The sequence below is a fragment of the Nocardia sp. NPDC049737 genome (genome assembly GCF_040674755.1).
GTDB lineage: Bacteria > Actinomycetota > Actinomycetes > Mycobacteriales > Mycobacteriaceae > Nocardia.
The window spans coordinates 122,965-147,365 of the sequence record NZ_JBFANH010000026.1 but is presented as its reverse complement, the minus strand read 5'-3'; the positions used below and the strand labels follow the sequence as shown (position 1 = coordinate 147,365).

General features: G+C 65.5%; 26 protein-coding genes. 10 read left to right on the top strand and 16 right to left on the bottom strand.

The window, feature by feature from the left end:
- Positions 1 to 5 precede the first annotated feature (5 nt).
- Complete coding sequence (locus tag AB0J47_RS30685; protein WP_364353824.1) at positions 6 to 788, top strand: enoyl-CoA hydratase family protein; 783 nt, start codon at positions 6 to 8, stop codon at positions 786 to 788.
- Between the two features lie 60 nt (positions 789 to 848).
- Positions 849 to 1,526, top strand: coding sequence for a TetR/AcrR family transcriptional regulator (locus tag AB0J47_RS30680; protein ID WP_364353821.1), 678 nt, complete (start codon positions 849 to 851; stop codon positions 1,524 to 1,526).
- Between the two features lie 136 nt (positions 1,527 to 1,662).
- On the opposite strand, the gene AB0J47_RS30675 is transcribed toward AB0J47_RS30680, so the two are convergent.
- Both AB0J47_RS30675 and AB0J47_RS30670 read right to left on the bottom strand, forming a co-directional pair.
- On the bottom strand, positions 1,663 to 2,694 hold the full coding sequence (locus AB0J47_RS30675; protein WP_364353818.1) for a hypothetical protein: 1,032 nt from the start codon (positions 2,692 to 2,694) through the stop codon (positions 1,663 to 1,665).
- A 219-nt stretch (positions 2,695 to 2,913) separates the two neighbouring features.
- A complete protein-coding gene (locus AB0J47_RS30670) occupies positions 2,914 to 3,303 on the bottom strand; it encodes a hypothetical protein (protein WP_364353815.1) in 390 nt (129 codons plus the stop codon).
- 208 nt (positions 3,304 to 3,511) lie between these two features.
- Between AB0J47_RS30670 and AB0J47_RS30665 the strand changes: the two genes are divergently transcribed.
- On the top strand, positions 3,512 to 4,285 hold the full coding sequence (locus AB0J47_RS30665; RefSeq protein WP_364353812.1) for an NAD(P)H-binding protein: 774 nt from the start codon (positions 3,512 to 3,514) through the stop codon (positions 4,283 to 4,285).
- A gap of 127 nt (positions 4,286 to 4,412) precedes the next feature.
- Here AB0J47_RS30665 and AB0J47_RS30660 read toward each other — a convergent pair whose 3' ends face one another.
- From AB0J47_RS30660 to AB0J47_RS30650, 3 genes are all read right to left on the bottom strand, one after another.
- On the bottom strand, positions 4,413 to 6,464 hold the full coding sequence (locus AB0J47_RS30660) for a glycosyltransferase family 39 protein (protein ID WP_364353809.1): 2,052 nt from the start codon (positions 6,462 to 6,464) through the stop codon (positions 4,413 to 4,415).
- Complete coding sequence (locus AB0J47_RS30655; RefSeq protein ID WP_364353806.1) at positions 6,461 to 7,714, bottom strand: bifunctional glycosyltransferase family 2/GtrA family protein; 1,254 nt, start codon at positions 7,712 to 7,714, stop codon at positions 6,461 to 6,463. Before AB0J47_RS30655 ends, AB0J47_RS30660 begins: the two co-directional genes overlap by 4 nt.
- A 69-nt stretch (positions 7,715 to 7,783) precedes the next feature.
- Positions 7,784 to 8,419 (bottom strand): class I SAM-dependent methyltransferase, encoded by a 636-nt coding sequence (locus AB0J47_RS30650; RefSeq protein WP_364353803.1) that lies wholly within the window; start codon positions 8,417 to 8,419, stop codon positions 7,784 to 7,786.
- 142 nt (positions 8,420 to 8,561) lie between these two features.
- Here AB0J47_RS30650 and AB0J47_RS30645 point away from each other — a divergent pair, with 142 nt between their 5' ends.
- Positions 8,562 to 9,284, top strand: a complete 723-nt coding sequence (locus AB0J47_RS30645) for a TetR/AcrR family transcriptional regulator (RefSeq protein WP_364353855.1) — start codon at positions 8,562 to 8,564, stop codon at positions 9,282 to 9,284.
- Positions 9,285 to 9,550: 266 nt separating this feature from the next.
- Here AB0J47_RS30645 and thiD read toward each other — a convergent pair whose 3' ends face one another.
- Positions 9,551 to 10,393, bottom strand: a complete 843-nt coding sequence (gene thiD / locus AB0J47_RS30640) for a bifunctional hydroxymethylpyrimidine kinase/phosphomethylpyrimidine kinase (RefSeq protein ID WP_364353800.1) — start codon at positions 10,391 to 10,393, stop codon at positions 9,551 to 9,553.
- Between the two features lie 70 nt (positions 10,394 to 10,463).
- Between thiD and AB0J47_RS30635 the strand changes: the two genes are divergently transcribed.
- Complete coding sequence (locus AB0J47_RS30635; RefSeq protein WP_364353797.1) at positions 10,464 to 11,609, top strand: GTP-binding protein; 1,146 nt, start codon at positions 10,464 to 10,466, stop codon at positions 11,607 to 11,609.
- Between the two features lie 73 nt (positions 11,610 to 11,682).
- Here the strand turns inward: AB0J47_RS30635 and AB0J47_RS30630 are convergent, their stop codons facing one another.
- Together AB0J47_RS30630 and AB0J47_RS30625 are read right to left on the bottom strand one after the other, a co-directional pair.
- Positions 11,683 to 12,306 carry an SDR family oxidoreductase gene (locus tag AB0J47_RS30630; RefSeq protein WP_364353794.1) on the bottom strand — a complete coding sequence of 208 codons (624 nt, stop codon included), beginning with the start codon at positions 12,304 to 12,306 and terminating at the stop codon, positions 11,683 to 11,685.
- A 322-nt stretch (positions 12,307 to 12,628) separates the two neighbouring features.
- Entirely contained in the window at positions 12,629 to 13,765 is a 1,137-nt protein-coding gene (locus tag AB0J47_RS30625) for an epoxide hydrolase family protein (protein ID WP_364353791.1), read from the bottom strand.
- Between the two features lie 85 nt (positions 13,766 to 13,850).
- Between AB0J47_RS30625 and AB0J47_RS30620 the strand changes: the two genes are divergently transcribed.
- Positions 13,851 to 14,498: a TetR/AcrR family transcriptional regulator gene (locus AB0J47_RS30620; RefSeq protein WP_364353788.1), complete on the top strand. Its 648-nt coding sequence runs from the start codon at positions 13,851 to 13,853 to the stop codon at positions 14,496 to 14,498.
- Between the two features lie 184 nt (positions 14,499 to 14,682).
- On the opposite strand, the gene AB0J47_RS30615 is transcribed toward AB0J47_RS30620, so the two are convergent.
- The 4 genes from AB0J47_RS30615 to AB0J47_RS30600 form a co-directional block, all read right to left on the bottom strand.
- Positions 14,683 to 16,188, bottom strand: a complete 1,506-nt coding sequence (locus AB0J47_RS30615; protein ID WP_364353785.1) for an SH3 domain-containing protein — start codon at positions 16,186 to 16,188, stop codon at positions 14,683 to 14,685.
- A complete protein-coding gene (locus tag AB0J47_RS30610; protein WP_364353782.1) occupies positions 16,182 to 16,418 on the bottom strand; it encodes a hypothetical protein in 237 nt (78 codons plus the stop codon). The genes AB0J47_RS30615 and AB0J47_RS30610 overlap by 7 nt, the downstream gene beginning before the upstream one ends.
- Positions 16,419 to 16,686: 268 nt before the next feature.
- A complete protein-coding gene (locus tag AB0J47_RS30605; protein ID WP_364353779.1) occupies positions 16,687 to 17,478 on the bottom strand; it encodes a thioesterase family protein in 792 nt (263 codons plus the stop codon).
- Between the two features lie 79 nt (positions 17,479 to 17,557).
- A complete protein-coding gene (locus AB0J47_RS30600; RefSeq protein ID WP_364353776.1) occupies positions 17,558 to 18,802 on the bottom strand; it encodes a KasA/KasB family beta-ketoacyl-ACP synthase in 1,245 nt (414 codons plus the stop codon).
- A gap of 39 nt (positions 18,803 to 18,841) precedes the next feature.
- On the opposite strand from AB0J47_RS30600, the gene AB0J47_RS30595 reads away from it, so the two are divergent.
- Positions 18,842 to 19,399: a helix-turn-helix domain-containing protein gene (locus AB0J47_RS30595; protein WP_364353773.1), complete on the top strand. Its 558-nt coding sequence runs from the start codon at positions 18,842 to 18,844 to the stop codon at positions 19,397 to 19,399.
- A 113-nt stretch (positions 19,400 to 19,512) separates the two neighbouring features.
- Here AB0J47_RS30595 and AB0J47_RS30590 read toward each other — a convergent pair whose 3' ends face one another.
- Positions 19,513 to 19,989: a DUF1772 domain-containing protein gene (locus tag AB0J47_RS30590; RefSeq protein WP_364353770.1), complete on the bottom strand. Its 477-nt coding sequence runs from the start codon at positions 19,987 to 19,989 to the stop codon at positions 19,513 to 19,515.
- A 514-nt stretch (positions 19,990 to 20,503) separates the two neighbouring features.
- Entirely contained in the window at positions 20,504 to 21,073 is a 570-nt protein-coding gene (locus tag AB0J47_RS30585) for a helix-turn-helix domain-containing protein (RefSeq protein ID WP_364353767.1), read from the bottom strand.
- Positions 21,074 to 21,198: 125 nt separating this feature from the next.
- Between AB0J47_RS30585 and AB0J47_RS30580 the strand changes: the two genes are divergently transcribed.
- On the top strand, positions 21,199 to 22,668 hold the full coding sequence (locus tag AB0J47_RS30580; RefSeq protein WP_364353763.1) for an MDR family MFS transporter: 1,470 nt from the start codon (positions 21,199 to 21,201) through the stop codon (positions 22,666 to 22,668).
- Positions 22,669 to 22,733: 65 nt separating this feature from the next.
- On the opposite strand, the gene AB0J47_RS30575 is transcribed toward AB0J47_RS30580, so the two are convergent.
- Positions 22,734 to 23,195 carry a MarR family winged helix-turn-helix transcriptional regulator gene (locus tag AB0J47_RS30575; protein WP_364353760.1) on the bottom strand — a complete coding sequence of 154 codons (462 nt, stop codon included), beginning with the start codon at positions 23,193 to 23,195 and terminating at the stop codon, positions 22,734 to 22,736.
- 58 nt (positions 23,196 to 23,253) lie between these two features.
- Between AB0J47_RS30575 and AB0J47_RS30570 the strand changes: the two genes are divergently transcribed.
- Together AB0J47_RS30570 and AB0J47_RS30565 are read left to right on the top strand one after the other, a co-directional pair.
- Entirely contained in the window at positions 23,254 to 23,661 is a 408-nt protein-coding gene (locus AB0J47_RS30570; RefSeq protein WP_364353757.1) for a hypothetical protein, read from the top strand.
- A 67-nt stretch (positions 23,662 to 23,728) separates the two neighbouring features.
- A complete protein-coding gene (locus AB0J47_RS30565; protein ID WP_364353754.1) occupies positions 23,729 to 24,211 on the top strand; it encodes a VOC family protein in 483 nt (160 codons plus the stop codon).
- On the opposite strand, the gene AB0J47_RS30560 is transcribed toward AB0J47_RS30565, so the two are convergent.
- Complete coding sequence (locus AB0J47_RS30560; RefSeq protein ID WP_364353751.1) at positions 24,204 to 24,398, bottom strand: hypothetical protein; 195 nt, start codon at positions 24,396 to 24,398, stop codon at positions 24,204 to 24,206. The genes AB0J47_RS30565 and AB0J47_RS30560 overlap by 8 nt on opposite strands.
- Positions 24,399 to 24,401: the final 3 nt, after the last annotated feature.

The following is a 24,401-nucleotide window of genomic DNA, read 5'->3' as shown; positions in this document are numbered from 1 at the left end:
GCTCGATGACCGAGACATCCACCGCGCCATACGTGCGCTATGCGGTCGGTAATGGATTCGCGACGCTCACGCTCGACTCACCGCACAACCGCAATGCCCTGTCCTCGCGGCTGGTCGCGGAGTTGCTGCAGGGCCTCGACGATGCCGCAGCCGACCCCGCCGTGCGCGTCATTGTGCTCGCGCACACCGGCAATACCTTCTGCGCGGGCGCCGACCTGAGTGAAGCCGGCAATGCCGATCCGGCCGTTGCCGCCGATGAGCGCACCCGGGTGATGATCGGCGTACTGCGCAGGCTCGTCGAAACACCGAAGCCGATCATCGCGCAGATCGACGGCAATGTGCGCGCAGGTGGTATGGGCATCGTCGCGGCCTGTGACATCGTCGTCGCCGGTCCCGGCAGCAGTTTCGCACTCACCGAGGTGCGAATCGGATTGGCGCCGTTCATGATTTCGCTGACCCTGCTGCCGCGGCTGAGCCCGCGCGCGGCCAGTCGCTACTACCTCACCGGCGAGAAGTTCGGCGCGGATATCGCCGAGCAGATCGGTCTGGTCACCAGCACCGCCGACGATCCGGCGGCCGAGGTGGCCCGACTGGGCGCGGAGCTGCGCAAGGGCTCCCCACAGGGTCTCGCCGAGGCCAAGCGACTGGTCAACGCGGACATCCTGGCTGAGTTCGACAGCTCCGCCGAGGAGCTGGCGAAACGTTCGGCGAGCTTCTTCGGCACCCCGGAGGTTCAGGAGGGCATGATGGCCTTCTTGCAGCGTCGTCCACCGACCTGGGCAGAATAGCGCCGTGATTTCGCCGACGACCAATGCCACCACGGCCGCCAGCCTGTTCGGAGTGAACTGATGGTGACACCCCACGAACCCAAGCAGGACCGCAGCCGGATCACCCGGCAGCGCCTGCTCGAGGCGACCATCGACTGCCTGGCCGAAATGGGCTGGGCGGCCGCCACGGTCTCGGTTGTCGCGGAACGGGCCGGGGTGTCCCGGGGCGCCGCCCAGCATCACTTCCCGACCAGGGAAGAACTGATCACCGCGGCACTCGAGTACATGTTCGACACCCGCACCCAGCAGTCCAAGGATGAGGCGCTGGCGATGGCCGCGCTGGCTGGCGGGGTCGAGCGCACCGAGGCGGTGGTGGCCGGTCTGGTCGACTCCTACACCAGCCCGCTGTTCAAAGCGGCGCTGCAGGTGTGGACGCATGCGGCGGCCGATCCGGCACTGCGGGAGCGAATTGTGCCGCTGGAGGCCAAATTCGGGCGTATATCGCATCGCCGGGCCGTGGCGGCGCTGGGCGTGGACGATAACGATCCGGTTACCCATCACCTCGTTCAAGCCACACTCGATATGGCACGCGGACTCGGTCTGGCCGATGTCCTGACCGATGACTCGGCGCGCCGCAAACAGATCGTCTCGCAATGGGCGGCCACGCTACACGCCGCACTGCACGCCCCACCGCCCGGCGCCCCAGCTGGGGCCGGGCTGAGCTGCCAGGCCGGAGCTGAGCTGCCAGGCCGGAGCTGAGCCGCCAGGCCGGAGCTGAGCCGCCGGGTGGAGCTGATTTTCTGCTCGAGCCGATGCCAGGTGGAGCTGGCGGATTCGAGTTGGCGGGCGGCGCTGATTGTCTGGGGGAGCTGAGTCGCCGATTGGGCGTCAGCCGTTACTCCTCGTCGGGACCCTTCGCCGGTGATACACGCTCGAACCAGGCGGCCGTTTCATCCGGGGCGAGCACCCGTTCCAGGGTAAGGTCGCCGACCATATTCGGGAAGAAGCGCCCGGCTGGCCAACTACGTTGGTACGGAGGCGGATCCAGCACCAGCAGATGGATGCCGTCGACGACCGGAATATCGGAGGGCGTGCCCTCGTTCCAGATCCAGCTGCCATCCGGCGCTACCAGATTGAACGATCCGGTGGTGTGCACCATGCCGGGCACATCGCGGCACATCGCGACCGCCTCCGCCGACGGCGCCTCACCCGGAATATGCCCGCCGCCGATGAGGGCGTCGGCGAGCAGGGTGTGCAATTGGAAGTTGTCGCCGATGCCGGTCATGCGCATGGCGTAGCCGGTGTTGGTCTCGCGGTGCAGCACGATGACCGGCTCGTCGTCCAGCACGCTCAACGCGTAGCCGAGGCATTTATCCCACCGGTCCGAGATTTCGCCGAGTGCGTCGTGCCGCTCGCGGATGATCTCGCGACCGGAGTGTCCGAACTTCTGTCGAACTTCCTTGTGCGACAACATGGCCAACGCAGCCCGATTCCAGTCGGCGAGCGTCCACCACGACAGTGTCGGGCCGAAGCCGAAGTATTCGAACAGTTCCGGGTCCAGCTCGACATGCTCCGGATCGGGGGCTTCGCCGACATCGGCGGTCGCCCACTGCTGCGCGAATTCGGTTGCGCTGTCGAGGGATTCGGCGAGATTGGCAAGCACGCTCGGCGCGCATACCACCGGATCCGCGCCACTTTCGACGCACGCGCCGATCAGGACCGCGATATTGGCTCGCGGTCCCGGCGGTACATCTGTCAGCACATCGGCGAGCCGTTTTCCGCCCTGCGCCATTTCCTCCGGAGTCGCCGATTGGTACAGGCGATGCAACTCCATGTGGGCTTGTTGCTGTGCTTCTGGGTCCTGCGCGTGCACCGCGCGTTCGAAGTCGAATACGGCGTCTATGAATCGATCAGTGCCCGAGCTCATGCTCGTACGCTAACACGTTGCCGCGCAACCACTTTCGGGACAAGCTCGTCGTCCAATAGTTGCCTCGGTAACAACACGCGCTCCCGCGCGCCTTTTGTAGCGCCGCGCACGAAATCGCGGGGGAAATCATGCGTGGCGCGCGAATCGGTGCGCGGGAACAGTGTTTGTTGGCCTAACGGGGCATCGGCGATTGCCGACGCAACGTTGTCGGGCGGGTGACTAGCACAAGCCTTGCTGCTGAAGGTGCCCTTCATCGACGGCGTAGGAGGTGGAACCGATGAGGACGCCGAGGAGTCCGCCGATGATCAATCCCGGAATCGCGCCGACGAAGAAGAGGGGCAGACCCGCGATGCCGCCGATAGTGGCGCCGAGCAGACCACCGACCAGCGTCCTGACCTCGATGGTGTCGCCGGGTGCCAGGCACTGGCCGATGAGGTCGGCTTGCGGGGTCGGTTCGGTTGCCGCGGCGATCGGCTGGGTCGCGACCGGTGCGGTCGGTTCCGGTGATTCACCCGGTGCGGCCGACGCGGTCGAGGCGAAGCCGACGGTGAGCGCGATGGCGACGAGGGCACCGATGACGGTTAAGACGAATCTCGAAATGCTTCTCACAGTTTTCCTGGTGGCTCGAAAGTTGGCGCGACTGGATCATCATTCCCGGAGTTCGCGGCGTGCGAAAGGGTTTCGGATGAATGCCGCATTAAGAGGATTTCGAGGAAGTAGGTCAAGGGATCTCGAGGAACGGCATGTCACACTTGATCGCCCTGCGTCGTCCTCACTGTGAAAGCGGAGCAACGCAGCGAAAACAGGAGCGGTGATCATGTCGAATATCAAGAAGATCGCGGTGGCCGGAGCGACCGGACGGTTGGGCCGCCATGTCGTGGATGTGCTGAACGAGCAGGGGCACGAGGTCGTCGCATTCTCCCGCGCCAACGGAGTGGATATCGAGACCGGCGTCGGGCTCGTGGAGGCGCTCGATGGTGTGGATGTCGTCATCGATGCGTCCAGCACGCCGTCCGCGGATCAGACCATCGCGACCGAATTCTTCCGAGCCGCGGCGCGCAACCTGCACGAGGCGGGACAGAAGGCCGGCGTCGAGCGGCTGGTCGTGGTGTCCATCATCGGCATCGATGGTTCGCTCGCCGGATACAATGCCGCGAAGCTGGCGCATGAGGCCGCGCTGCTGGAAGGGCCGCTGCCGGTGCAGATTCTGCGCGCAGCGCAGTTCCACGAGTTGGTCGAGGTAATGGTGCAGTGGGGGACCCAGGGCGAGGTCGCATACCTGCCGAAGATGCGCACCCAGTTGGTCGCGGCGCGTGCGGTGGCCGAAGCGCTGGTGGAATTGGCGGTGCACCCGTTGCCGGAGTCGCTCGACGGGCCGTTCCCTGAGATCGCGGGACCGCAGCCGGAGACGATGGCGGGTGCGGCCGGTTTGCTCGCGGCCAAGCTCGGTGCGCCTGCCCAGGTTATCGAGTCGAGTGATGAGGCGAACCCGGATCGTGAGCAGTTCGAGAACGGTGGGCTGCTGCCGGGTTCGCACGCGAAATTGGCGGGTCCGACGTTCGCCGAGTGGCTCGAAGCCACGTACGCCTGACCCACAACGCAAAATCGCCCGGGGCACACGCACCGGGCGAATTGCTTTGCGCGCCGGCCCCGCACTGCTTGTCGGGATCCGCACCCGATGTGGATTTCCCAAGGGGTGCGGATCCCGCAACAGCGGATCAGTGGGCTGTGGTCAGGTCGTAGAGGGTGATGCCGTCGACTGTGGTCGCGGTGAAGTTCTCTTCCACCCACTTGCTGATCTCGCTGCTGGTGCCGGAGCGGCCGAATCCGGAACCGCCGTCCGCACCGCCGCGATTGCCACTGCCGATGAAGTAGTGGATCTTTCCATCGGCGACGTACTGTTTGAACTGATCCAGCGTCGGCGACGGATCGCTGCCGTTGAAGCCGCCGAGCGGCATGACCGGCAGTTCGGTGGCCAGCTGGAATCCGGCGGCGCTGTTGGCGCCGGTGGCGGCGGCTACCCAGGTGTAGTCGGAGCCATTGTTTTCCAGCAGTGCGATGACCTTCTCGCTCGGCCTGCTCGCGCCGAGCAGGCCACCGGCGGGGCCACCCATCATCGGATTGCCCGCTTCGTTGGTGCCCTGTTCTCGCCCCTGAGCGCCATTGCGGCCAGCGCCATTCGTATTGCGGCCGTCAGCATTTCGCCCACCGGGCATGCCGCCGCCGAAGCCGCCTTCGCCCCCTGGGCCCCCGTTGCTTTCGGCCCAGGGCGGAGGTCCGAACCCCCCGACATTCGGTCCCGCCGACGCGATCCCGCCCTCGTGTCCGGTCGAAATGGTTTGGGCGGAATATGCGACGGGTCCGGCCAATCCGGCGAATGTGGCGGCCAATGCCGCGACCAGCGCCACCTTCCGCGGTGCGGGCAGCAGCACCGTAATGGTCGCGAGCACACCCACCACCAGCACCGCCCAGCGCAACCACGGCACAAAGCTCGAGTTGCGCGACAACAACATCCACGACGTCGCGGTGGTCAGGCCGACCGCAAGCCCCGCGAACAACCGGACCCACAGCCGATGCCGATCCCGCCACAGCTGCACCGCGCCGATACCGACCAATGCGGCGACCGCCGGAGCCAGCGCCACCGTGTAGTACTGGTGGAAGATGCCCGCCATGAAGCTGAAGGTCAGCCCGGTCACCAGCAGCCAGCCGCCCCACAGGATCAGCGCCGCGCGCCGTCCATCGGTGCGAGCAGCCTTGCCGCGCAATAGAATTCCCGCAACAAGCGCGACCAATGCGGCGGGGATGAGCCAGGCGATCTGACCGCCCTGCGCCGGTTCGAACATCCGGGTGATCCCGGTGTTGCCCCACATGCTGCGGCCACCGCCACCGCGCGGCATATCGCCACCACCACCGGGGAAGACGCTGCCGCGCTCGTTGCCGTTCAATCGGCCGAGACCGTTGTAGCCGAGGGTGAGTTCGACGATCGAATTGTGTTGCGACCCACCGATCCACGGCCGCGAAGAGGCGGGCCACAGTTCGACCGTGAGCAGCCACCAGCCCGCCGCGACGATCATCGACAAACCCGCCGCGAGCAGCTGCAGGATCCGCTTGCCGAGTTTGGGCGGACCGGCGAACAGATAGGTCAGCGCCAGCGTCGGCACAACCAGCAGCACCTGCAATTGCTTGGTGAGGAACCCGAATCCGATGAAGACACCGGTGAGCACCAACCAGCGGGTGCGTCCGTCCTCGACCGCCCTGGTCATCGCCCAGGCCGCCGCGATCATCAGGAATACCAGCAGCGCATCCGGGTTGTTGAACCGGAACATCAGTGCGGCCACGGGCGTCACCGCGAGCGTCAGTCCGGCGATGAGTCCGGCCGCCGGGCCGAAAGGTCTGCGCACCGTCGCCCACACCAGTGCCACCGAGGCGACGCCGAGCAGCACCTCCGGCACCAGGATGGTCCAGGAATTCAGTCCGAACGCCCGCACCGACAGTTCCATCAACCACAGCGAGGCCGGTGGTTTGTCGACAGTGATCGAGTTCGCCGCGTCCGAGGAACCGAAGAAGAAGGCCTTCCAGGACTTCGAACCCGCTTGTACCGCGGCGGAGTAGAAGGAATTCGCCCACCCGCTGGAACTGAGGTTGCACAGGTAGGCGATTCCGGTGCCGAGCAGCAGTACCGCCAATGCCGGGTATTCCCAGCGGATCTCGCGCTCGGAGCGCGATTGTGGCGGTACCGCTTTCGACGATGGCGTGAGCGTAGCGGTCACTGGTGTCCGCCCTCGGTGACCACCGTGCGGGTGGCTGTCGGGTTACGGAAGACCCAGCGCAGGCCGACGAATCGGATCAGCGTGGCAATGAGATTGGCAACCACGAGTACGAACAATTCCAGATGAACGGCGGCGTCGGGAGCCCAGCGGTGCAAGGCGAACAACGAGCCGCTGGTGACCAGTAAGCCGAAACCGAAGATCAGCAGACCTTGGAATTGGTGTGACACAACGCCATTCGATCCACGCACCCCGAAGGTGAAGGCGCGGTTGGCGGCGGTATTGCCGACCGCGGTGATCAGCAGCGCGACGAAGTTGGCGACCTGCGCGCCGGTCATGGGCTGCAACACCAGGTACAGCAGCATATAGGCGAGCGTGGAGATGACGCCGACTATCGCGAACCGCACCACCTGCCCGACCATCCCCAACGGCACCCCGGGCACCAGTGGTTCCCGTCCGACCGAGCGGCGCAGCTCGTCCAATGGCAGCGCGCCGGTCGTCAGTCCGCGCAGCAGCCGCCACACGCCGAGCAAATCCTTGCGCGCGGTATCGATGATGTCGACCCGGCTGTCCGGATCGTCGATCCAGTCGACCGGCACCTCGTGGATGCGCAACCCGGCCCGCTCGGCGAGCACCAGAAGTTCGGTGTCGAAGAACCATTCACCGTCTTGCACCAGCGGCAGCAGTCGCCGTGCCACATCGGTGCGCATCGCCTTGAAACCGCACTGCGCATCCGAAAAACGTGCCTGCAGCGAGGCTTTCAGGATCAGGTTGTAGCAGCGCGAGATGAATTCGCGCTTGGGTCCGCGCACGACTCGCGACGCCGCGTCGAGCCGGGTGCCGATGGCCAGATCGGAGTGTCCCGAGATCAGCGGAGCGACCAAGGGCAGCAGCGCATTGAGGTCGGTGGACAGATCTACGTCCATGTAGGCGACGACCTGGGCGTCGGAGTGCTCCCACACCGCGCGCAGCGCGCGGCCGCGGCCCTTGGCGTCGAGGTGCACGACCCGCACGTCATCGAGTTCGTCCGCGAGCAGCTCGGCGACTTGCATGGTGTCATCGGTGCTCGCATTGTCGGCCACGGTGATCCGCGCCGGGAACGGGAACCCGTCGCGCAAGTAGGCGTGCAGCCGCCGCACGCAGACACCCAGGTCGGCCTCTTCGTTGTAGACGGGGATCACGACGTCCAGCACGGGCGTGATCACCGTTTCGGTCATTTCCGCCCGGTGCGCGGCGGTCGTCGATTCGGTCATGGTGACTACCCTCGCGAACCGCGCTGGACCCCAGCTGGGCCCTACCTGTGAGGTTCCTGGGGACCGTGGCTAGCGCATCCGCCGAATCCGCAACACGGTGTCGGTACGCAGTCCCGCCTGTCCCTCCGGCCCCGTTATTTCCCGCTCGACCGCATCCTTGGTCTGCACGTTCCAGTCCGCTCCGAGTGCCAGCCCGTCGAGCACCTCGTCCATCGTCGGAAAGTGCACGTCATGTCGGTCCTCGATAAACGAAGGCCACCCCGCGTGCCCCGCGATCAACAAAACCCCGCCGACCCCCACCGCCTCCGCGGCCCGCCGCAAAACCTTCGTCCGCTCGTCCTCCTGCGAGACCGGTGAATGAAAGAACTGCGCCGAGACCAAGCCGAATTCTCCGTCCGGAAATGATTGCGCCAGATCATGTTCGGCAAACGTGATGTGCTCGCCGACACCCGCCTCGTCGGCATGCGCCGCCGCCCGCCGCAGCGCTGTCGGGGAAACATCGACCGCGGTAACGCGCCATCCCAGCCCCGCAAGCCAAACAGCGTCCGCACCCTCACCGCACCCGAGGTCCAATGCCGTACCCGGCTCGAGCCCTGCGGCCTCACGTACCAACAACGGATTGGGCTTCCCGGTCCAAATCTGATCCCGGTCCTGATAGAACTCCTCCCAGAACTCCTGGGTGCCGGTTGCGGTGCCCTCGCTCATGCGTCGCTCTCCCATCGAAATCGCGTACTTCCGCTGTGTTCGCATGATCTATGCCGGGCCCGCGACAACGCCAACTTTCTTGCCGTTTCGGCAAGCACGTATACCGAGTTCGGCTACAGGGGTTGGTACGGTCGGATTTGTGATGCGCAGTGGGCGGGGAGTGGATGCGGGGACGCCCAAGCGGGTCGATGCTCGGACCGAGCGGTGGCGCGAGCATCGGGTGCAGGTTCGGGCGCAGTTCGTGGATGCGGCGTTTCGGGCGCTGGACAAGTTCGGACCCGAAGTGAGTATGGGGGATATCGCGAAGGAGGCCGGGGCGGCCAAGCCCAAGCTTTATCGGCACTTCGAGGATAAGACGGATCTGTACAACGCGATTGTCGACCGGGTTCGCGACATGCTGTGGGAGCGGATCGTTTCCAGTGCCGATTTGACGAATGATTCGGCGCGCGAGTTGATTCGGCGGGGCGCGGCCGAATATGTGCTCGTGGTATCCGAGCATCCCAATGTTTTCCGGTTCATGCTGCACAGCCACTTCACGCAGCGGGCCGATGAATCCGAGCGGGCGCTGCAGTCGGCTCGGCAATCGGCCAAGCGGGCCGCGGATCTGTTCGCCGGACTGCTCGCCGATAAGTCCGTCGAAGTATCCAGCGTCGAACTCGTCAACTATTCGGTATTCGGTGCGGTGGCCTCGGCCACCGACTGGTGGCTCGGCGCGAACCGGCTGCAGGCACACACCATGCCCAGCGAGAAATTCGTCGCCTACCTGGCCGAGATCATCTCCGCGCTGGCCGAGGCCAATGCGCGGCTCAACGGCATCCGCATCGATGCGGACCTACCGCTGCACCTCGCGTTCTCCAGCGACTGAGTTGTGGCACCGACCGCGAGCGCGCCATTAGCGGTCGGCTCTCGCATCCACTTCGAACCACATCGTTCTCGCCAACCGCATCGTCGAGGCCGACGGTGTTTGCGATGCCCACAGTATGCCCCCACCCACCGACAAGTTTTGGTACCCGTCGCGGCATTAGTAGCCGAAGTAGTTTTTGCCCGGCGCGGTCCGCTCGACGGTCTCGCGGAGCGTCATCGGCACGATCATGCTGTCGCCGGGATGGAGGTACACCCCACGCCAATCCGTCAGGAGTGGGACAGGCGCCAGAGCGGGGAGACCGGACCATGACCCGCGCCGAGATCGTAGGAGGCGGCTAGGCAGCGGTAGGTCCAGTCCTTGGCGAATTCGACGGCATCGGGAACCGAGTAACCGTTTGCGAGGGCGCATGCGATAGCCGCGGCCAAGGTGTCGCCGCCGCCGTGGTCGTTGCCGGTGGTGATTCGCGGGGCGGTGAATTCCAGGAAACGATCGCCGTCGAAAAGTAGATCGGTGCTCACCGCCGAGGAGCGCAGATGGCCGCCCTTGACGATCGCCCAATGCGCTCCGAGCTTGTGCAGCGCCTCCGCGGCCCGCCGTGCCGATGCATCGTCGATGACCTCGATTCCGGTGATCAGCCGCACCTCGTCGAGATTCGGTGTCACCACCGTGGCCAACGGAATCAGCGTGTGCCGCACCGCGTCCAGCGCCTCCTCGTGCAGCAGTGGATCGCCGTGCATGGATGCCGCGACCGGATCGACCACCAATGGCGTCCGATCCCGTCCGATCCCGACTTCCTGACACACCTGCGCGACCGACTCGATGATCGCGGTCGAGGCCAGCATTCCGGTCTTTGCCGCCCCGACCCCGATATCCCCGACCACCGCCCGCACCTGATCGGCCACGACCTGCGGCGGAATCTCGTGGAACCCGCTCACTCCGACCGAGTTCTGCACCGTCACCGCGGCCACCGCTACACACGCGTGCACCCCGCACAGGGCCATGGTTCGCGAATCGGCCTGGATGCCCGCGCCGCCGCCGGAGTCGGTCCCGGCGATAGTGAGGACGCGAACCGGGGTCTGCCCGTCGGGCACGAGCGGCAGGAATTTCACAACCCAGACCCTACTCAGCGTTGACCCAACCGGACGGCGCCATCTAAATGAAAACCATTATCATTAAAGTGTGATCACCTCATGGACCTCTGACCTGCTACCCGTCACCGTGCTCTCCGGCTTCCTCGGCGCGGGCAAGACGACCCTGCTCAATCACATCCTGGCCAATCGGGACGGTCGCCGCGTCGCGGTCATCGTCAACGACATGAGCGAGGTCAATATCGATGCCGCGCTCGTCGCCGGGCAGGGCCACCTCGACCGCACCGAGGAGAAGCTGGTCGAACTGACCAATGGCTGCATCTGCTGCACGCTGCGCGAGGATTTGATCGAGGCGGTCGGCAAGCTCGCCCGCGAGGGCCGCTTCGATCAACTGGTCATCGAATCCACCGGCATCTCCGAGCCGATGCCGGTCGCCGCGACCTTCGACTGGGAATTCGAGGACGGCTTCAAACTCGGCGATATCGCTCGCCTGGACACCATGGTCACCGTGGTGGACGCCTCCACCTTCCTCGCCGAAATCGCCCGCGGGCAGGCCCTCGCCGAGCGGAATCTCGAAGCGGGCGAAGGCGATACGCGCACCATCGCCGACTTGCTTGTCGATCAGGTCGAATTCGCCGATGTCCTGCTGATCAATAAGACCGACCTGGTCAGCGCCAATGCCGCTGGAGCCGTGGAAGCCACTGTGCGACAGCTCAATCCGCGCGCCCATGTGCTGCGCACCGAGAAGGGCGCGGTAGATCTCGCGGAGGTCCTCGCGACCGGCCGCTACAACCCCGTCGTCGCCGCCGAATCCGATGGCTGGGCCGAGGAGCTAGCGGGCGGCCATACGCCGGAAACCGAGGAATACGGCATTCGCAGCCTCACCTACACCGCCGAGCGACCCTTCCACCCCGAACGCCTCGCCGATGCTCTCGCCCAACTCCGAGGCTTGTTGCGCAGCAAGGGTTTCTGCTGGCTCGCCAGCCGCCCCGAACTCGCCGCCATCTGGTCCCAAGCCGGTCCGAATCTGACCTTCGAACCCGCCGCCTGGTGGTCCGCCCTGGAAGTTCCCGCGGGCCAGGAAATCGTCTTCATCGGCATCCAACTCGACACCACCCACATCCGCGCCCTCCTCGACGCCGCCCTCCTCACCGACGACGAACTCAGCGCGGGCCCCACCACCTGGACCACCTATCCCGACCCATTCCCGACCTGGGGCGCTCTGCATCAGCACTGACCTGGACCATCGATCACCGGTAGCCATGCAGGCAAACGTCGAGAGCGCCCCTCCACCTCCGCATTCTGGATTGCTAGTTGGAGATGCCGGGAGCCTGGTGAGTGTAGGTGGGGTCGGTGAGTTGGGTGAGCATGAAGGCGGCGATGTCGGCTCGGGCGATTTTGAGGGACAGGCCCTTGGCGTCGGCGGGAAAGCCTCGGCGGTAGGTGTCGGTGCGGAGGCCGTCGGTGAAGGCGCTCGGGCGGACGATGGTCCAGTCGAGGTTGCTGGCGCGGACGTATTCTTCCTGCTCGACGTGGTCGGCGTAGGCCTCGCGCAGCAGCATCCCGAACATCACGTACTTCCAGAGGAAGTTCAGGTTGCCGCGGCTGTCGCCGACGCCGAGGGTGGTCTGGCAGATCAGGCGTTTCACACCGGTCCGGTTCATCGCCTCGAGCACCGCGCGGGTGCCCTCGGCCCGGATGACGCCCTTGCGGCCCGCACCCAGCGAGATCAGCACCGCGTCCTGCCCGACCACGGCCCGCTCCACCGAATTCGTATCGAGCACATTGCCCTCGACAATGTGCAGGCGCTCATGCCGCTGTCGGACACTCGCCGCATCCCGAGTGAAGGCGGTGACCTCGTGCCCCTGTTCGAGCGCCTGCTCGACGACCAGCCGACCGACGGTGCTGGTGGCTCCGAAGACTGCGATTCGCATTGTGTTCTCCTGTGTTGATTTGCGGTGCTCCCGGGCCCTACGTGGTTACGCAGGCTGCCGCCTCCGGGCCTGACGCTCGCACCGCGGGTGTTGATTTGCGGTGCTCCCGGGCCCTACGTGGTTACGCAGGCTGCCGCCTCCGGGCCTGACGCTCGCACCGCGGGTGTTGAAAGCTGTTGAGCTGTTGGTGAATCCAGTACATCAACGGAGAACGAGACGAACCATGGCCGTGCGTCTCGGGACCATACGAGAGGGTCTACGCCGGAAACCGCGTAGCGGCTGGCGTCCGGAAGCGGGATGCCAGCCGTCGCGCAGCGTGCAGTCAGCCGAGCTTGGCGAAGAATTGCCGGATATCGGCGACGATCACCTGCGGTGCCTCATGTGCGGCGTAATGCCCGGCGGCATCGTTCGGGCCGCCTTGTGCGGAGCCGACGTCATAAGAATTCCAGCTGACGATGTTGCTGTGATCGCGCTCGGCGAACCGGCGGATCGACTGGAAATCGCCCTTGAACATCGCCAAGCCGGTCGGGACCGTGGTCGGCCCGCTCGGCTGCTGCGCGGTGCGCGCATTCTCGTAGTAGAACCGCAGCGACGACCCCGCCGTACCGGTCAGCCAGTAGATGGCCACATTGCCGATCACGAATTCCTCGTCGAGGCTCTCGCCGAACAACTGCGCGTTCCAGCCGAGCAACCCGACCGGCGAATCGGCCAGCGCGAACGCCAGCGTCTGCGGCTGCTGGCTGTGCAAGGTATTGAAGGCCATCTTGTTCTCGTGGAACCACTGCAGGTGCTGCAGCGCCGCCATATCGTCCTCGGACAGCCCGTCGAACTCCGCTGGATCGCCGGATGGGAACGAAAAGAGCTGCGTCACATGGACTCCGACGATGTGATCGGAATCCAGCCGCCCGATCTCCGGTGACACCATCGAGCCACCGTCGTTGCCGATGGCGCCGTAGCGCTCGTAGCCCAAGCGGCTCATCAGCTCCGCCCAAGCCGCGGCGGTGCGGACTGTGCCCCATCCGGTGCTGCGGGTCGGACCGGAGAATCCGAATCCCGGCAGCGATGGGATGACCAGGTGGAAGGCGGGATCGTCGGCCGATTCCGGTTCGGTCAGTGGCGCGATGACATCGAGGTATTCGAGCACCGAACCCGGCCAGCCGTGGGTGAGGATCACTGGCAGCGCATCCGGCCGGGAGGACCTGACGTGCAGGAAGTGGATATCTTCGCCATCGATCTCGGTGGTGAACTGCGGGTAGGAGTTCAGCTTCGCCTCCAGAGTGCGCCAGTCGAAGTGTTCCAGCCAGTACGCGGCGAGATTCCGCACCCGCTCGTTCGGAACGCCGTACGCGTCGCCGACGCCGGGCAACTCGTTCGGGTAGAGGGCTCGGGACAGCCGGTCGGTCAACTCATCGAGCTGAGCCTGCGGAACGTCGATGGTGAAGGGCGTGATGGCGGTCATTTCGACTCCTTTTGAAACGGAATGCTTCGTTCTGTTCGAACAGTATCAGAACGGATCATTCCGTTTCAAGTGCTAATCTGAACCCATGCCGAAGACAACCGACGCCCCAGCTCAGAAGGGTCTGCCCGGCCGCAAGGCGCAGGCCGCCCGCAATGACGGGCTCATCCTCGCGGCGGCCCGCGCGATCTTCCTCGCCGATGCCAACGCCCCCATTGCCGCCGTGGCCGAGCGCGCGGGAGTGGGGATCAGCGCCCTCTATCGCCGCTATCCGAGCAAGGAGGTGCTGCTGCGTACCCTCTGCCACGAGGGCCTGCGCCGCTACAACGCCGAAGCCGACGCCGCACTGGAGGATTCGGATGGCTGGCGTGGTCTGGTCGGATTCCTGGAGCGGGTAGTCGACGCGGATGTGCACTCACTGACCGTGCATCTGGCAGGCACGTTCACGCCGGACGATTCGATGCTGCCGGACCTCACGCATTCGGGTGAAGTCACCGAGGAACTAGTGCGGCGCGCACACGCCTCCGGGCGGCTGCACGCGGATGCCAATGCCAACGACCTCGGTCTCGTCCTGGAATCCTGCGCGGCAATTGCCATGCCGGACCAAGTCCGAACTGCGGAACTGCGCAGGCGAGTGCTCGCCATGCTGATCGCAGGGCTCTCGGGAAAAGGTGAACTGCCGGGTCCGCCGCCCGAGTCGGGAGAATTCGCATGGCGCTGGAAACCGCGCAAGTAAGCCGATGAGTTCGGTCATCGCGTGCGGTCCGCACAGTGATCGGTGCGAGTCCCAGGCCTGTGCCCGACCCGCTCGACAATGTCGGGTTCTGCCTCTAACCGATCCGGGCGGCAATGGCTGGGCCGCACAACATATTTCGACGATTCTGGTTCCCGAGAGCTATGCCATGCTCGTGACCGAGACATCAGTCGCGCTCGTTGCCGGTGGACGTCCAGGCTGCGTCGGGCCATGCGAGGGGTTGGATCGCGCGGCCGTCCACCCAGGCGGTCCAGCCGTTGTTGCAGGCGATATGCGCCCAGTCCCCGGCGCGGCCCAGAATCTGGAGTTCGACGCCGGGATCGATGCTGGTGAGCGGGCCGAGACTCGGATCGGGCGCGGCCCATGCGTCCAATCCGCCGTCGGGTACCAGGTGGGTCGGATACCAGGGGGCGGCGAGGGGTTCGATGGCGCGGCCGTCGACCCATCCGGTCCAGCCGTTGTTGCAGGCGATATGCGCCCAGTCGCCGGAGCGCTCGAGGATCTGGAGTTCGACGCGCGGGTCGATGCGGGCGACGGGCGTCCGGGTCGAGTCGGGAGTGACCCATGCGGGCATGCCGTTGTCGGGTACCTGATGGGTCGGATGAAATGCCGGTGTGCCGCCGCGCTCGACCACCGGTACGACTTCCGTGGGTATGGCGGAGGCGTCTAATGTCGGTATGCCACCGGCGAACGGCTTGACCACGGCGGGATCCAGCACATCGCGCACCAGACGGAGCGCGACTTCCGTTGTGGTCTCGAACAATTCGGCACGTGGGTGGCGCGCCGTCAGCTCGCGCCAGCATGCGAACCGGGTCGAGAACGTGGAACGGAACACCGTGAAATCGGCGAGTGCGTCCTGTTTCCTTGCCGCACCTGTCATTACGGCGATTCTTCCGGTCGTCAACAGTTGGCCGAACGACCGTGCCACCGCGGTCCCGGCGTCGGTGAATCGGTAGCTACCGAGCGCCGCCAGTCGAACAAGGCCCAGCGAGGCCAGCCGTGCCAGTCCCTCCGGCATCCGACCGGCCGCCGCCGCGAGTGATACCGGCGTGGCGCCCTGGGCGGCGGACAAGGCCCAACGGGTGTCGCCGGCGGCGAGCCCCTTGGCGAGTTGCTCCTCCAGTTCGAGCGCCCGCAGCTCGAGCGGTCCGGGTGCGACGTTTCGCCGCAGGACCCCGGCCAGGCGGCCCTCTTGTGCCGCATCGGCGGCGGCGAGCAGCGCGGCGAATGCGATGAGATCGAGGTCGATCGGCGGTGATGCGAATCCGGGGCCGTATGAGGTGAGATCGAGTAGTTGGTCGATCAGCATGGTGGCCTGGGTGAGCGTTGGCACGACGGTGAAATCGAAGCCGCCGTCGCCGCTCCCGGCCTGCATGACGAAGGTGTCGTGTTCGTCCCCGCGCAGCACCAGTGCCGCTGTCCAGTCGTCCTGCCCGACGTGGTTGGCGGTGATGGCGGTGGTGTGGGCGGGATCGGCAGCGATCCGCAGTGCTTCCTTCGCGGGTCCGGTGAGTCGGCCGTCCGCTTCGAGCAGCCCGGTGTCCCGCAGCGCCGCCACCGGGTCGTCCGGCGAGGTCGTCAGCGGCAGGGCGGACCGCGGTCCCGGCTTCAGCCCAGCGATGGACAAGGCCGCGGCGAGTTGGTCCGCGGCCAGTCGGAAGCGCATCAACATCGTCGACTCCTTCCCGCGCCCTGACCGCTGCGCGAAAGCGGCTCGGTGGGCGTGCGTACCGCACCGTCCTCGATGCGCCGGATGCCGCGGCGACCGAAGAAGCCCGGGCACGGGCCGTCGCGCACATCCGTCTGTAGCCGCGACGCGCGGTCGCTCCAGGCCGGCAGCGGCGCGACCGGCACCAGGCCGAGCAGGGCGCAAAATTCAGCAAGACCCGGACCGCGAACCATTGCGCGAGTGGTATCGGTCGCCGGGCCCGGTGTCCGCGGTGCGCGGCTTGCCGCCGGGTGTCCAGTCATCAGAGTTTTCGGGTCGACCGAATCACATTCATGGTTTCACATGCGGCGATTGCTCAGCAACAGGCCAACCGGTGGTCTCGACCCGCGAAGTTCGGACCGTGTTTTCCGCTTTGATCCGGAATGGCGCGCAACTCGATCCGACTGCCAGGCGTCCGGCTGGTGCGGCAATTTTCTATCGCGCAGTTTGGAGCCGAGCTAGCTAGCGCGGTCCCAGGAACAGCGTTTGGGTGCTTCGGCCGAGCGGGCCCTTTTCATCGAAGAGTGCCGACTCCGCCAAGCCGATGCCGTGCGGTTGGGGATAGGTCGCGGCATCCAGGCAGACCCATTCACCGACCGGCTGTCGGTGCAGGGTGACCGTGAGATCGGTATTGATGAACAAGTACTGGTTCCAGTCCAGCACCCGGCTGACACCGTTGCCCGAATCCGCCGCGGCGAGGGTGCGTTCCAGCGGACTCGGCGTGGCACCGGCGACGATCGGATATTTCAGCCGGATCCAGCAGATTGCCGGGCCGGGATCTTCGAAAGATCCGGAGACGAAGCGGTAGTCGATACCGGTGTGAAAACCGATGGACTGGGTCGACGGAAAGTGGGACGGCACCGCCTGATCCGGGCCGGGGCGCACACCGGTCGGCAGAAACTGCTCCGGCAGTTCGAGCTCCGGCTCCGCGAGTTTGAATCGCCAGGCATTCGCTCGCATGACCGGTCCGCGATCGGTGGACAGGATCGCCTCGATCAGCTCCACACTGCGTCCGGGGCGGGCCACCCGGGTGGTCACCGTCAGCGGCTCCAAGGGAACCGGGCCGAGGATTTCCACCGCGACCCGCCCGATCTGGAATCCGGCCCGCGGCTCACAGCGCTCGATCGCGTGCCCGAGCAGCGCCGATGGCGGTCCGGCGTGCTGTGCGTCGGGTGACCACGGACCGCGGGTCAGTTCGGTCGAGACGAACCGATTCGGGTTCGCCGGATCTGGGGTGTAGAAGGCGTCGGCCACGTCGTTGTCCCGTTCCGCTGGGTTGTTCGTACGGTTAACGATTCTGCTACGACGCTACTCTGCGGCGATCAGCCGCCCGCTATGTCCGGCCGAAGGCGAGGGCGACATTGTGGCCGCCGAAGCCGAACGAGTTGTTGAGCGCGAAATCGATGCGCTGCACGCGGGGCGCGCCCGCCACGATATCGAGGTCGATCTCCAGGTCCCGATTGTCGAGATTCAATGTGGGCGGGACGATTTGGTCGCGCAGCGTCAGCATGGTGAGGATCGATTCGAGCGCACCGACCGCCCCGATCGAATGGCCGAGCGCGGATTTGGGTGCGTAGACCGATGCCTCCGGCGTGACCGCGGTGATGGCATTGGCTTCCGACGCGTCGCCGATCGAGGTGGATGTCGCGTGCGCATTGACGTGCTGAATATCCGAAACCTGCAGTCCGGCAGTGCATATCGCCTTGCGCATCGCGCGCGCCGCACCGATGCCCTCCGGTTCCGACGCGACGATGTGATAGGCGTCCGAGGTGATCCCAGCGCCCAGCACCCGGCCGTGAATCTGTGCCCCGCGCGCACGCGCATGCCGCTCGGACTCCAGTACCAGAAGTGCCCCCGCCTCACCGAAGACGAACCCGTCACGATCCCGATCGAATGGCCGTGATGCCCGCTCCGGTTCGTCATTGCGTGTGCTCATCGCCCGCATCATGGCGAAACTCGCGATCGGCACCGCATCGATATGCCCCTCGACGCCACCGGCCACCACGACATCCGCCTCGCCTGTGGTGATCAGCCGCCAGGCGTGTGCGATCGCCTCCGAACCGGAGGAGCAGGCCGATACCGGCGCGAAAACCCCTGCCTTGGCACCGATTTCGAGTCCAACGGTCGCCGCCGGACCATTCGGCATCACCATCGGCACCGACATCGGCGACACCTTGCGGTAGCCGCCGTCGCGCATCGAATCGACCGCATTGATCAGCGCATCACCGCCGCCCAGACCGGTGCCGATGACGACCGCGAGCCGCTCGCCCTCGACCTCGGGTGTGCCCGCATTGCGCCAGACCTGGCGGCCGAGCACCAGGGCCATCTGCTCGACATAGGAGTGACGGCGCTGTTCGACGCGAGTGAGCTGATCACCCGGCCGTGACTTCAACTTGCCGCCGATGCGGACCGGCAGATCGTATTCGGCCACGAAATCGTCCGCGAGCATGCCGATACCACTGCGCCCGGCGAGTAGTCCGGACCAGGTCGCGTCGATGTCATCGGCGAGCGATGTGGTCGCGGCGACCGCGGTGACCACGACGGCCGGGCGAGTTTCTGAAGCGATTGTTACAGTCACGGTGTCATGAATACCTGTACCAATCGCTACAGTCAACCCATGGCCCGCCCACTCGACCACGCGAAACGCGCCGACCTGCTGGCCGGTGTCGTCGAATACATCGCCGCCCACGGTCTCGGTGACCTGTCGCTGCGCCCGCTCGCCGCGGAACTCGGCACCAGTTCGCGGATGCTGATCCACTACTTCAATACCAAGGAAGAACTGCTGGTACAGGCGCTCACCACGCAGCGCCCGGATATCGCCGCGGTCTTCGCGGGGGTGTCCGATGCGGCTTCGCTGCGCGCGCGGCTCGGTGAATTCTGTGCGGTGAATATCGCCGGCGAGGCCACGACGAGTGTGCGGGTGCTGCTGCAGGTGCTCGGGGCCGCGTGTGTGCCGGGGAGTCCCTATGGTGAATACGCGAATGCCGCGATCGCGACCTTCATCGGGTCGCTGGCCGATGCGCTGCGTCGAATCGAATCCATCGATGATCCGGAAGCTGTTGCCACGCTCTTGGTTTCGGGTCTGCGCGGCATAATTCAGGATCGGTTGATCACCGGCGATGTCGAGCGCACCAATCGCGCTGCGCGCATGCTGATCGACCAAACCATCCGCTAGGCACCATATTCGGCCGATCGTTGCCTTGGTAGACCTGTCGGTGCAACCCTCGAACCAAATAAAAAACCCTGTGTCGAAGGTGCGGTCGACACAGGGTTTCTCGATGAGACGCGTCAGGCGAGGGCGATCGCGGCGCAGAGTGCGGCGACGGCGATGAACTGCAGCCCCACCCGGCCGTTGATCACACTGTTCCACTTATCCTGCAGTGCGCGGGCATTCGCCGGAATGACACCGGAGTGCGCGGCGGCGGTCTGCTGGGTGTTCACCGGCTTCGCGACCCGAACGTAGATCCCGAGCCAGGTCACCAGCGCCACGACGGCGATGCCCGCCGCAATCGCTGCCGCCGTGTGGCCGCCGATCGCCGCGAGAGCCGTTGTCGCGACCGCGGTCACGACACCGCTGATGCCGACGATCGGCATCCGGCGATCACCGTAGTAGTGACCCCAGCCCGCCGACATGGTCACGGTCTGGTCGTCCAGCTTGTCGTACACCGACCGCGTGATCAGTGCGAAGCAGGCGTCGGTGCCGTAGACGACGGCGTTCGCGAGGACCGAGACGATGGCGACGACCTGGATGAGTGTGGTGATCATGAGCTTTTCCGTTCTCTGCTTGTAGCGTTGTTATGGAATCTAGCAACGCTAGAAGTTGTAGTCAACCCGCATCGGAATTCCGTGCGTCGCTGAACCATCCGGCTCGGTAGCTTGTTGTTAGCGGAGATGTCGACGGAATCTGGAATCGGCGAGCAGAGGGTCCTTGGCGGCTACCGCGCGCAGCGCCTGGCAGTTGATTGCGCGATCGGGTGCTGCTCGCCATCGGCGGCACCGTGGTGATGCCGTCCATACTCTCGCTGATCCGCGATATCGTCACCGACGCCAGGAATCCGCACTCGCCATCGGCATTTGGGGCCGCGGTCGCCGGTGCGACGCGAGTCCCGAGCCGACCATCTAACCCGTTGTCGCCCTGGTCCTCTCGACCTGCGGACTCGGTGATGGTCCGGCGCTCATCGTGGCGGTGCTGGTCTCGCCGGTGCGGCCGAAAGGTGCCGGACAGGCGGGCGAGACTGCCGAGTATGGTTGGTGCCCAAAGGATTTCGGGGCAGGGGAGTCACTGACTCCAGCCGTTTTCGAGCAGTTCGAACAACTCGCGGAACGCACTCGCCGGATCTTCCCTGGTGCTCGCCACTTTGCCGGTTTCCAGCGCGAAGTGGGCGAGTCCCGCGGCCGCGAGATCGCCCTCTGGTGCGCCGGTCGCCTCGGCGATCGCGGCCGCCAATGCGGATTCGTGCCGCAGCAGCATCTGGTGCGCGTACTCGCGCAGCGCGGGCGTGGAGTCTACGAGGCGGTGGAAGGCCACGATTCCGGGATCGTCGTTGCGCGCGGTGCGGGTGCGCATCAGATAGTCGCGCAGCCCGTGGATGACCGATTGTCCGGCGGGCCGGTCGCGGACGGCTGCCACCAGGTCGGCCTCGACATCCGCGTCCAGGTCGAAGACCAGTGATTCCTTGCTGGGGAAATGCTTGAACAGGGTGCTCAGCGATACATCCGCAGCCTCGGCGACCTCTCGGACGCCGACATTGTCGTAGCCGCGTTCGGTGAACAGCTTTGTCGCGGCATCGGCCAGTGCCTGCCGCGTCTGCGCCTTCTTGCGCTCCCTGCGCCCGATCGTCGCGGTCATGCCGCAACTCTACCCGATTGGGCTATCGGCACCAAAGTCGAAGCAGTTGTACTTTTGTAGTGACTATGGTTTTCTGGGTCGGTCGGCGGCCCGAAGCTGCCGGGACTCGAAGGAGGCGAGCGGCCATGTCCGCAGAAATGACCGAGACGAAGAGCGCGCGAGAGATCCGATTGGTACTGGCCGGGGTGTTGCTGGCGATGCTGCTGGCAATGTTGGACAACGCGATCGTCGGCACCGCGATGCCGACGATCGTGCGCGAATTGGGCGGACTGTCCCACGTGGCCTGGGTGGTAACCGCCTACACTCTGCTGTCGGCGATCTCGACGCCGGTGTGGGCGAAACTCGGCGATCTCTACAGCCGAAAAACCGTATTCCTCAGTGCGATTGGCGTGTTCCTGATCGGTTCGGTACTGGCGGGCGCGTCCTGGTCGATGCCCGCGCTCATCGGATTCCGCGCATTGCAGGGGCTCGGCGCGGGCGGTATCGCCGTAACCGCATTCGCCGTCATCGGCGCGCTGGTCCCGCCGCGTGAACGCGGAAAGTACCAGGGCATGACCGCGACCACGATGGCCGTCGGCACCATCGGCGGACCGCTGCTCGGCGGTGTGATTACCGAGGGACTCGACTGGCGCTGGGCCTTCTACATCAATATCCCGCTGGGCCTGGTGGCCTTCGCTTGGTCGTGGTGGCGGCTCGAACTGCCTGTCGTGCGCAGGAAGGTGAGCATCGACTACGCGGGTATTCTCGCGCTGACGACGGCGATCGCCGCACTGGTACTGATCGCGACCTGGGGCGGTGTCGACTACGCGTGGCTCTCGGTGCAGCTCGTCGGGCTGGCCATGCTCGCGGTGGCCGCCTTGGCCGCATTCCTGGTGATCGAACGCCGGGCCGTCGACGCGGTGATACCGCTGAGGATCTTCCGTACCCGCAATCTCACCCTGGCCGCGCTTACGGCCCTGGTCGGCGGCGTGGTCATGTTCGGATCGGTGCTGTATCTGCCGCTGTTCCAGCAGACGGTGCAGGGCGCCTCGGCCGCGAACTCCGGACTGCTCCTGCTGCCGATGATGATGCCGCTGCTGGTGGTCTCCCAGATCGTCGGGAAGCGGATGACCGCGACCGGCAAGTACAAGATCTTCTTCATCCTCGGCGGGCTGTTCCTCACTGCGGGCGCGATACTGCTGGCCACCATCGACGCCGAAACAGGTCGGCTGGCAACGGGTTTCGCCATGGCGCTGATGGGAACCGGACTCGGGTTCTCGATGCAGCTGTCCACCGCCGTCGCGCAGAACAGTGTGGAGATGGCGAATATCGGTGCGGCATCCGGTGCGGTCACACTGTTCCGCACGCTTGGCGGGTCAATCGGTGTCGCGGCTTTCGGATCCCTGTTCACCAGGGCGCTACAGGGCCATGTGCCCACCGAGGGACACGACTACCTCGCGGCCTTCGCCACCGGCACCGGACATGTCTTCCTGGCCGCCGCCGCCATCTGCGCACTCGGCTTCCTGATCGCCTGGTTCATCGAAGAAGTTCCATTGCGCGGCAAGGCTCCCGATCCGGTTGCCATCGACAAGTCCGAAAGCAAGGCCGCTGCCTGAAATTGCCCCGCGCCTGCCCGCTGGGATCGGGCAGGCGCGGTGTCGTTCAGGTAGGCGGTCGTCGATCACTCCGCCACGACGTCCGGGTGCGTGTGCTCGAACAGCCGAAGCATCATGTCCCCCAGAATGATTCGTTCTTCCGGACGGAGCGGGGCGAGCACCTCGTCACGTACTTGTCCCGCCTCCTTGTCGAGGGCCCGCAGCAAAGCTCGACCAGTCCTGGTGATCCGTACCGACATTCGACGACGATCGGCGCGATCGCGTGTCCGTTCGACCTGACCGGCGCTCGCCAATTCGTCGACGATCTTCGCCACATCGCTCGGATGAATATCGAGCCGAATGCCCAGATCACGCTGTGCATGCGGTCCGAAATCGGCGAGCGTGGCGAGTACGGCCATATGCCACAGCCGAAGTCCGCGCGCCGCGAGCCGATCGGCGAACCGTCCTCGCGCGAACTTGCCCACCCGTGACAGCAGGTAGGTCTCGAGCCCGAGCAGGCTCGGCGGAAGTGCACGTGCGGAATCCATGCGACAAATTATAGGTAGGAACCTACGATAGGTCTGCACCTACTAATGAGGAGACAGCGTGGATGCCCTGTACCCGAGACTGCTCGTCACCGGTTTCGCCCAATGCTTCGACTTCTACAACGCCGTCCTCCCGGAGCTCATCGGCGCGAAGCTGATCAAAGGCACCGCGGCGGGCCCCTACGCGAACTGGGATGTCGATGATCAAGCGGTACTCGTGCTCTTCGACCGCAGCACGATGGCAGAAGTAGTCGACACCATCGACCTGCCCGTCACCGCGGCACCCGCGCAAGATGTCGTGATGTTCGTCTGTCGAGTACCCGACGTCGACGCGGGCCTCGACCTGTGCCTGCGTAACGGCGCGACCCTGGCCGCCGCCGCGGCCGATCGACCGAACTGGGGCCCGAACCTGCGCACGGCACACCTGCGCGACCCAGCGGGTACCCTGATCGAGCTCCAGTCCTACTGACGGGCGATGAATTCCGTCCGCCCGCACCGTCGGCACTAATACAGGCACACCGATCGGGAGGACCACCATGCAGAAGATCGTCACGAACCTCTGGTACGACACCCAGGCCGAGGAGGCCGCCGAGTTCTACTGTTCGCTGTTCGAGGATTCGAAGATCACCAATGTCGTGCCGTACTCCGAGGCGGGTCCGCGCGAAGCCGGGCTCACCATGCTCGTCGATTTCGAACTCAACGGACAGAAGTTCACCGCGATCAACGGCGGCGGCGATTACCACTACACCCACGCCATGTCGCTGCTGGTCAACTGCGACAGCCAGGACGAGGTCGACCGGCTGTGGACGGCACTGCTCGCAGACGGCGGCCAACCGATCGAATGTGGTTGGCTCAACGATAAATACGGCATTCCCTGGCAGATCTGGCCCGTCGAAGCCGACACCCTGCTGACCGGTACCGATCGCGCTGCCGCGAACCGCGCCACGCAGGCGATGCTCGGTATGCAGAAAATCGACCTGCAAGGCATGCGGGACGCCTACGAGGGCAAGGTCAGCTGATCTGCCAGGAGCCGACCTCGCGGTATCCGGAGTTGTAGATCGCGGAGCTGTCACCCTCGGTGATCTGGTAGTGCTTCATATTTCCGCCCCAGTAGCGCAGGATCCGGCCGAGCTCATCGGCGAGATCGGCCGGCGCCGCCACGCCTTCGGGCAGGACATCCAGATCTACCTCCAGGATGAATTTCACCCT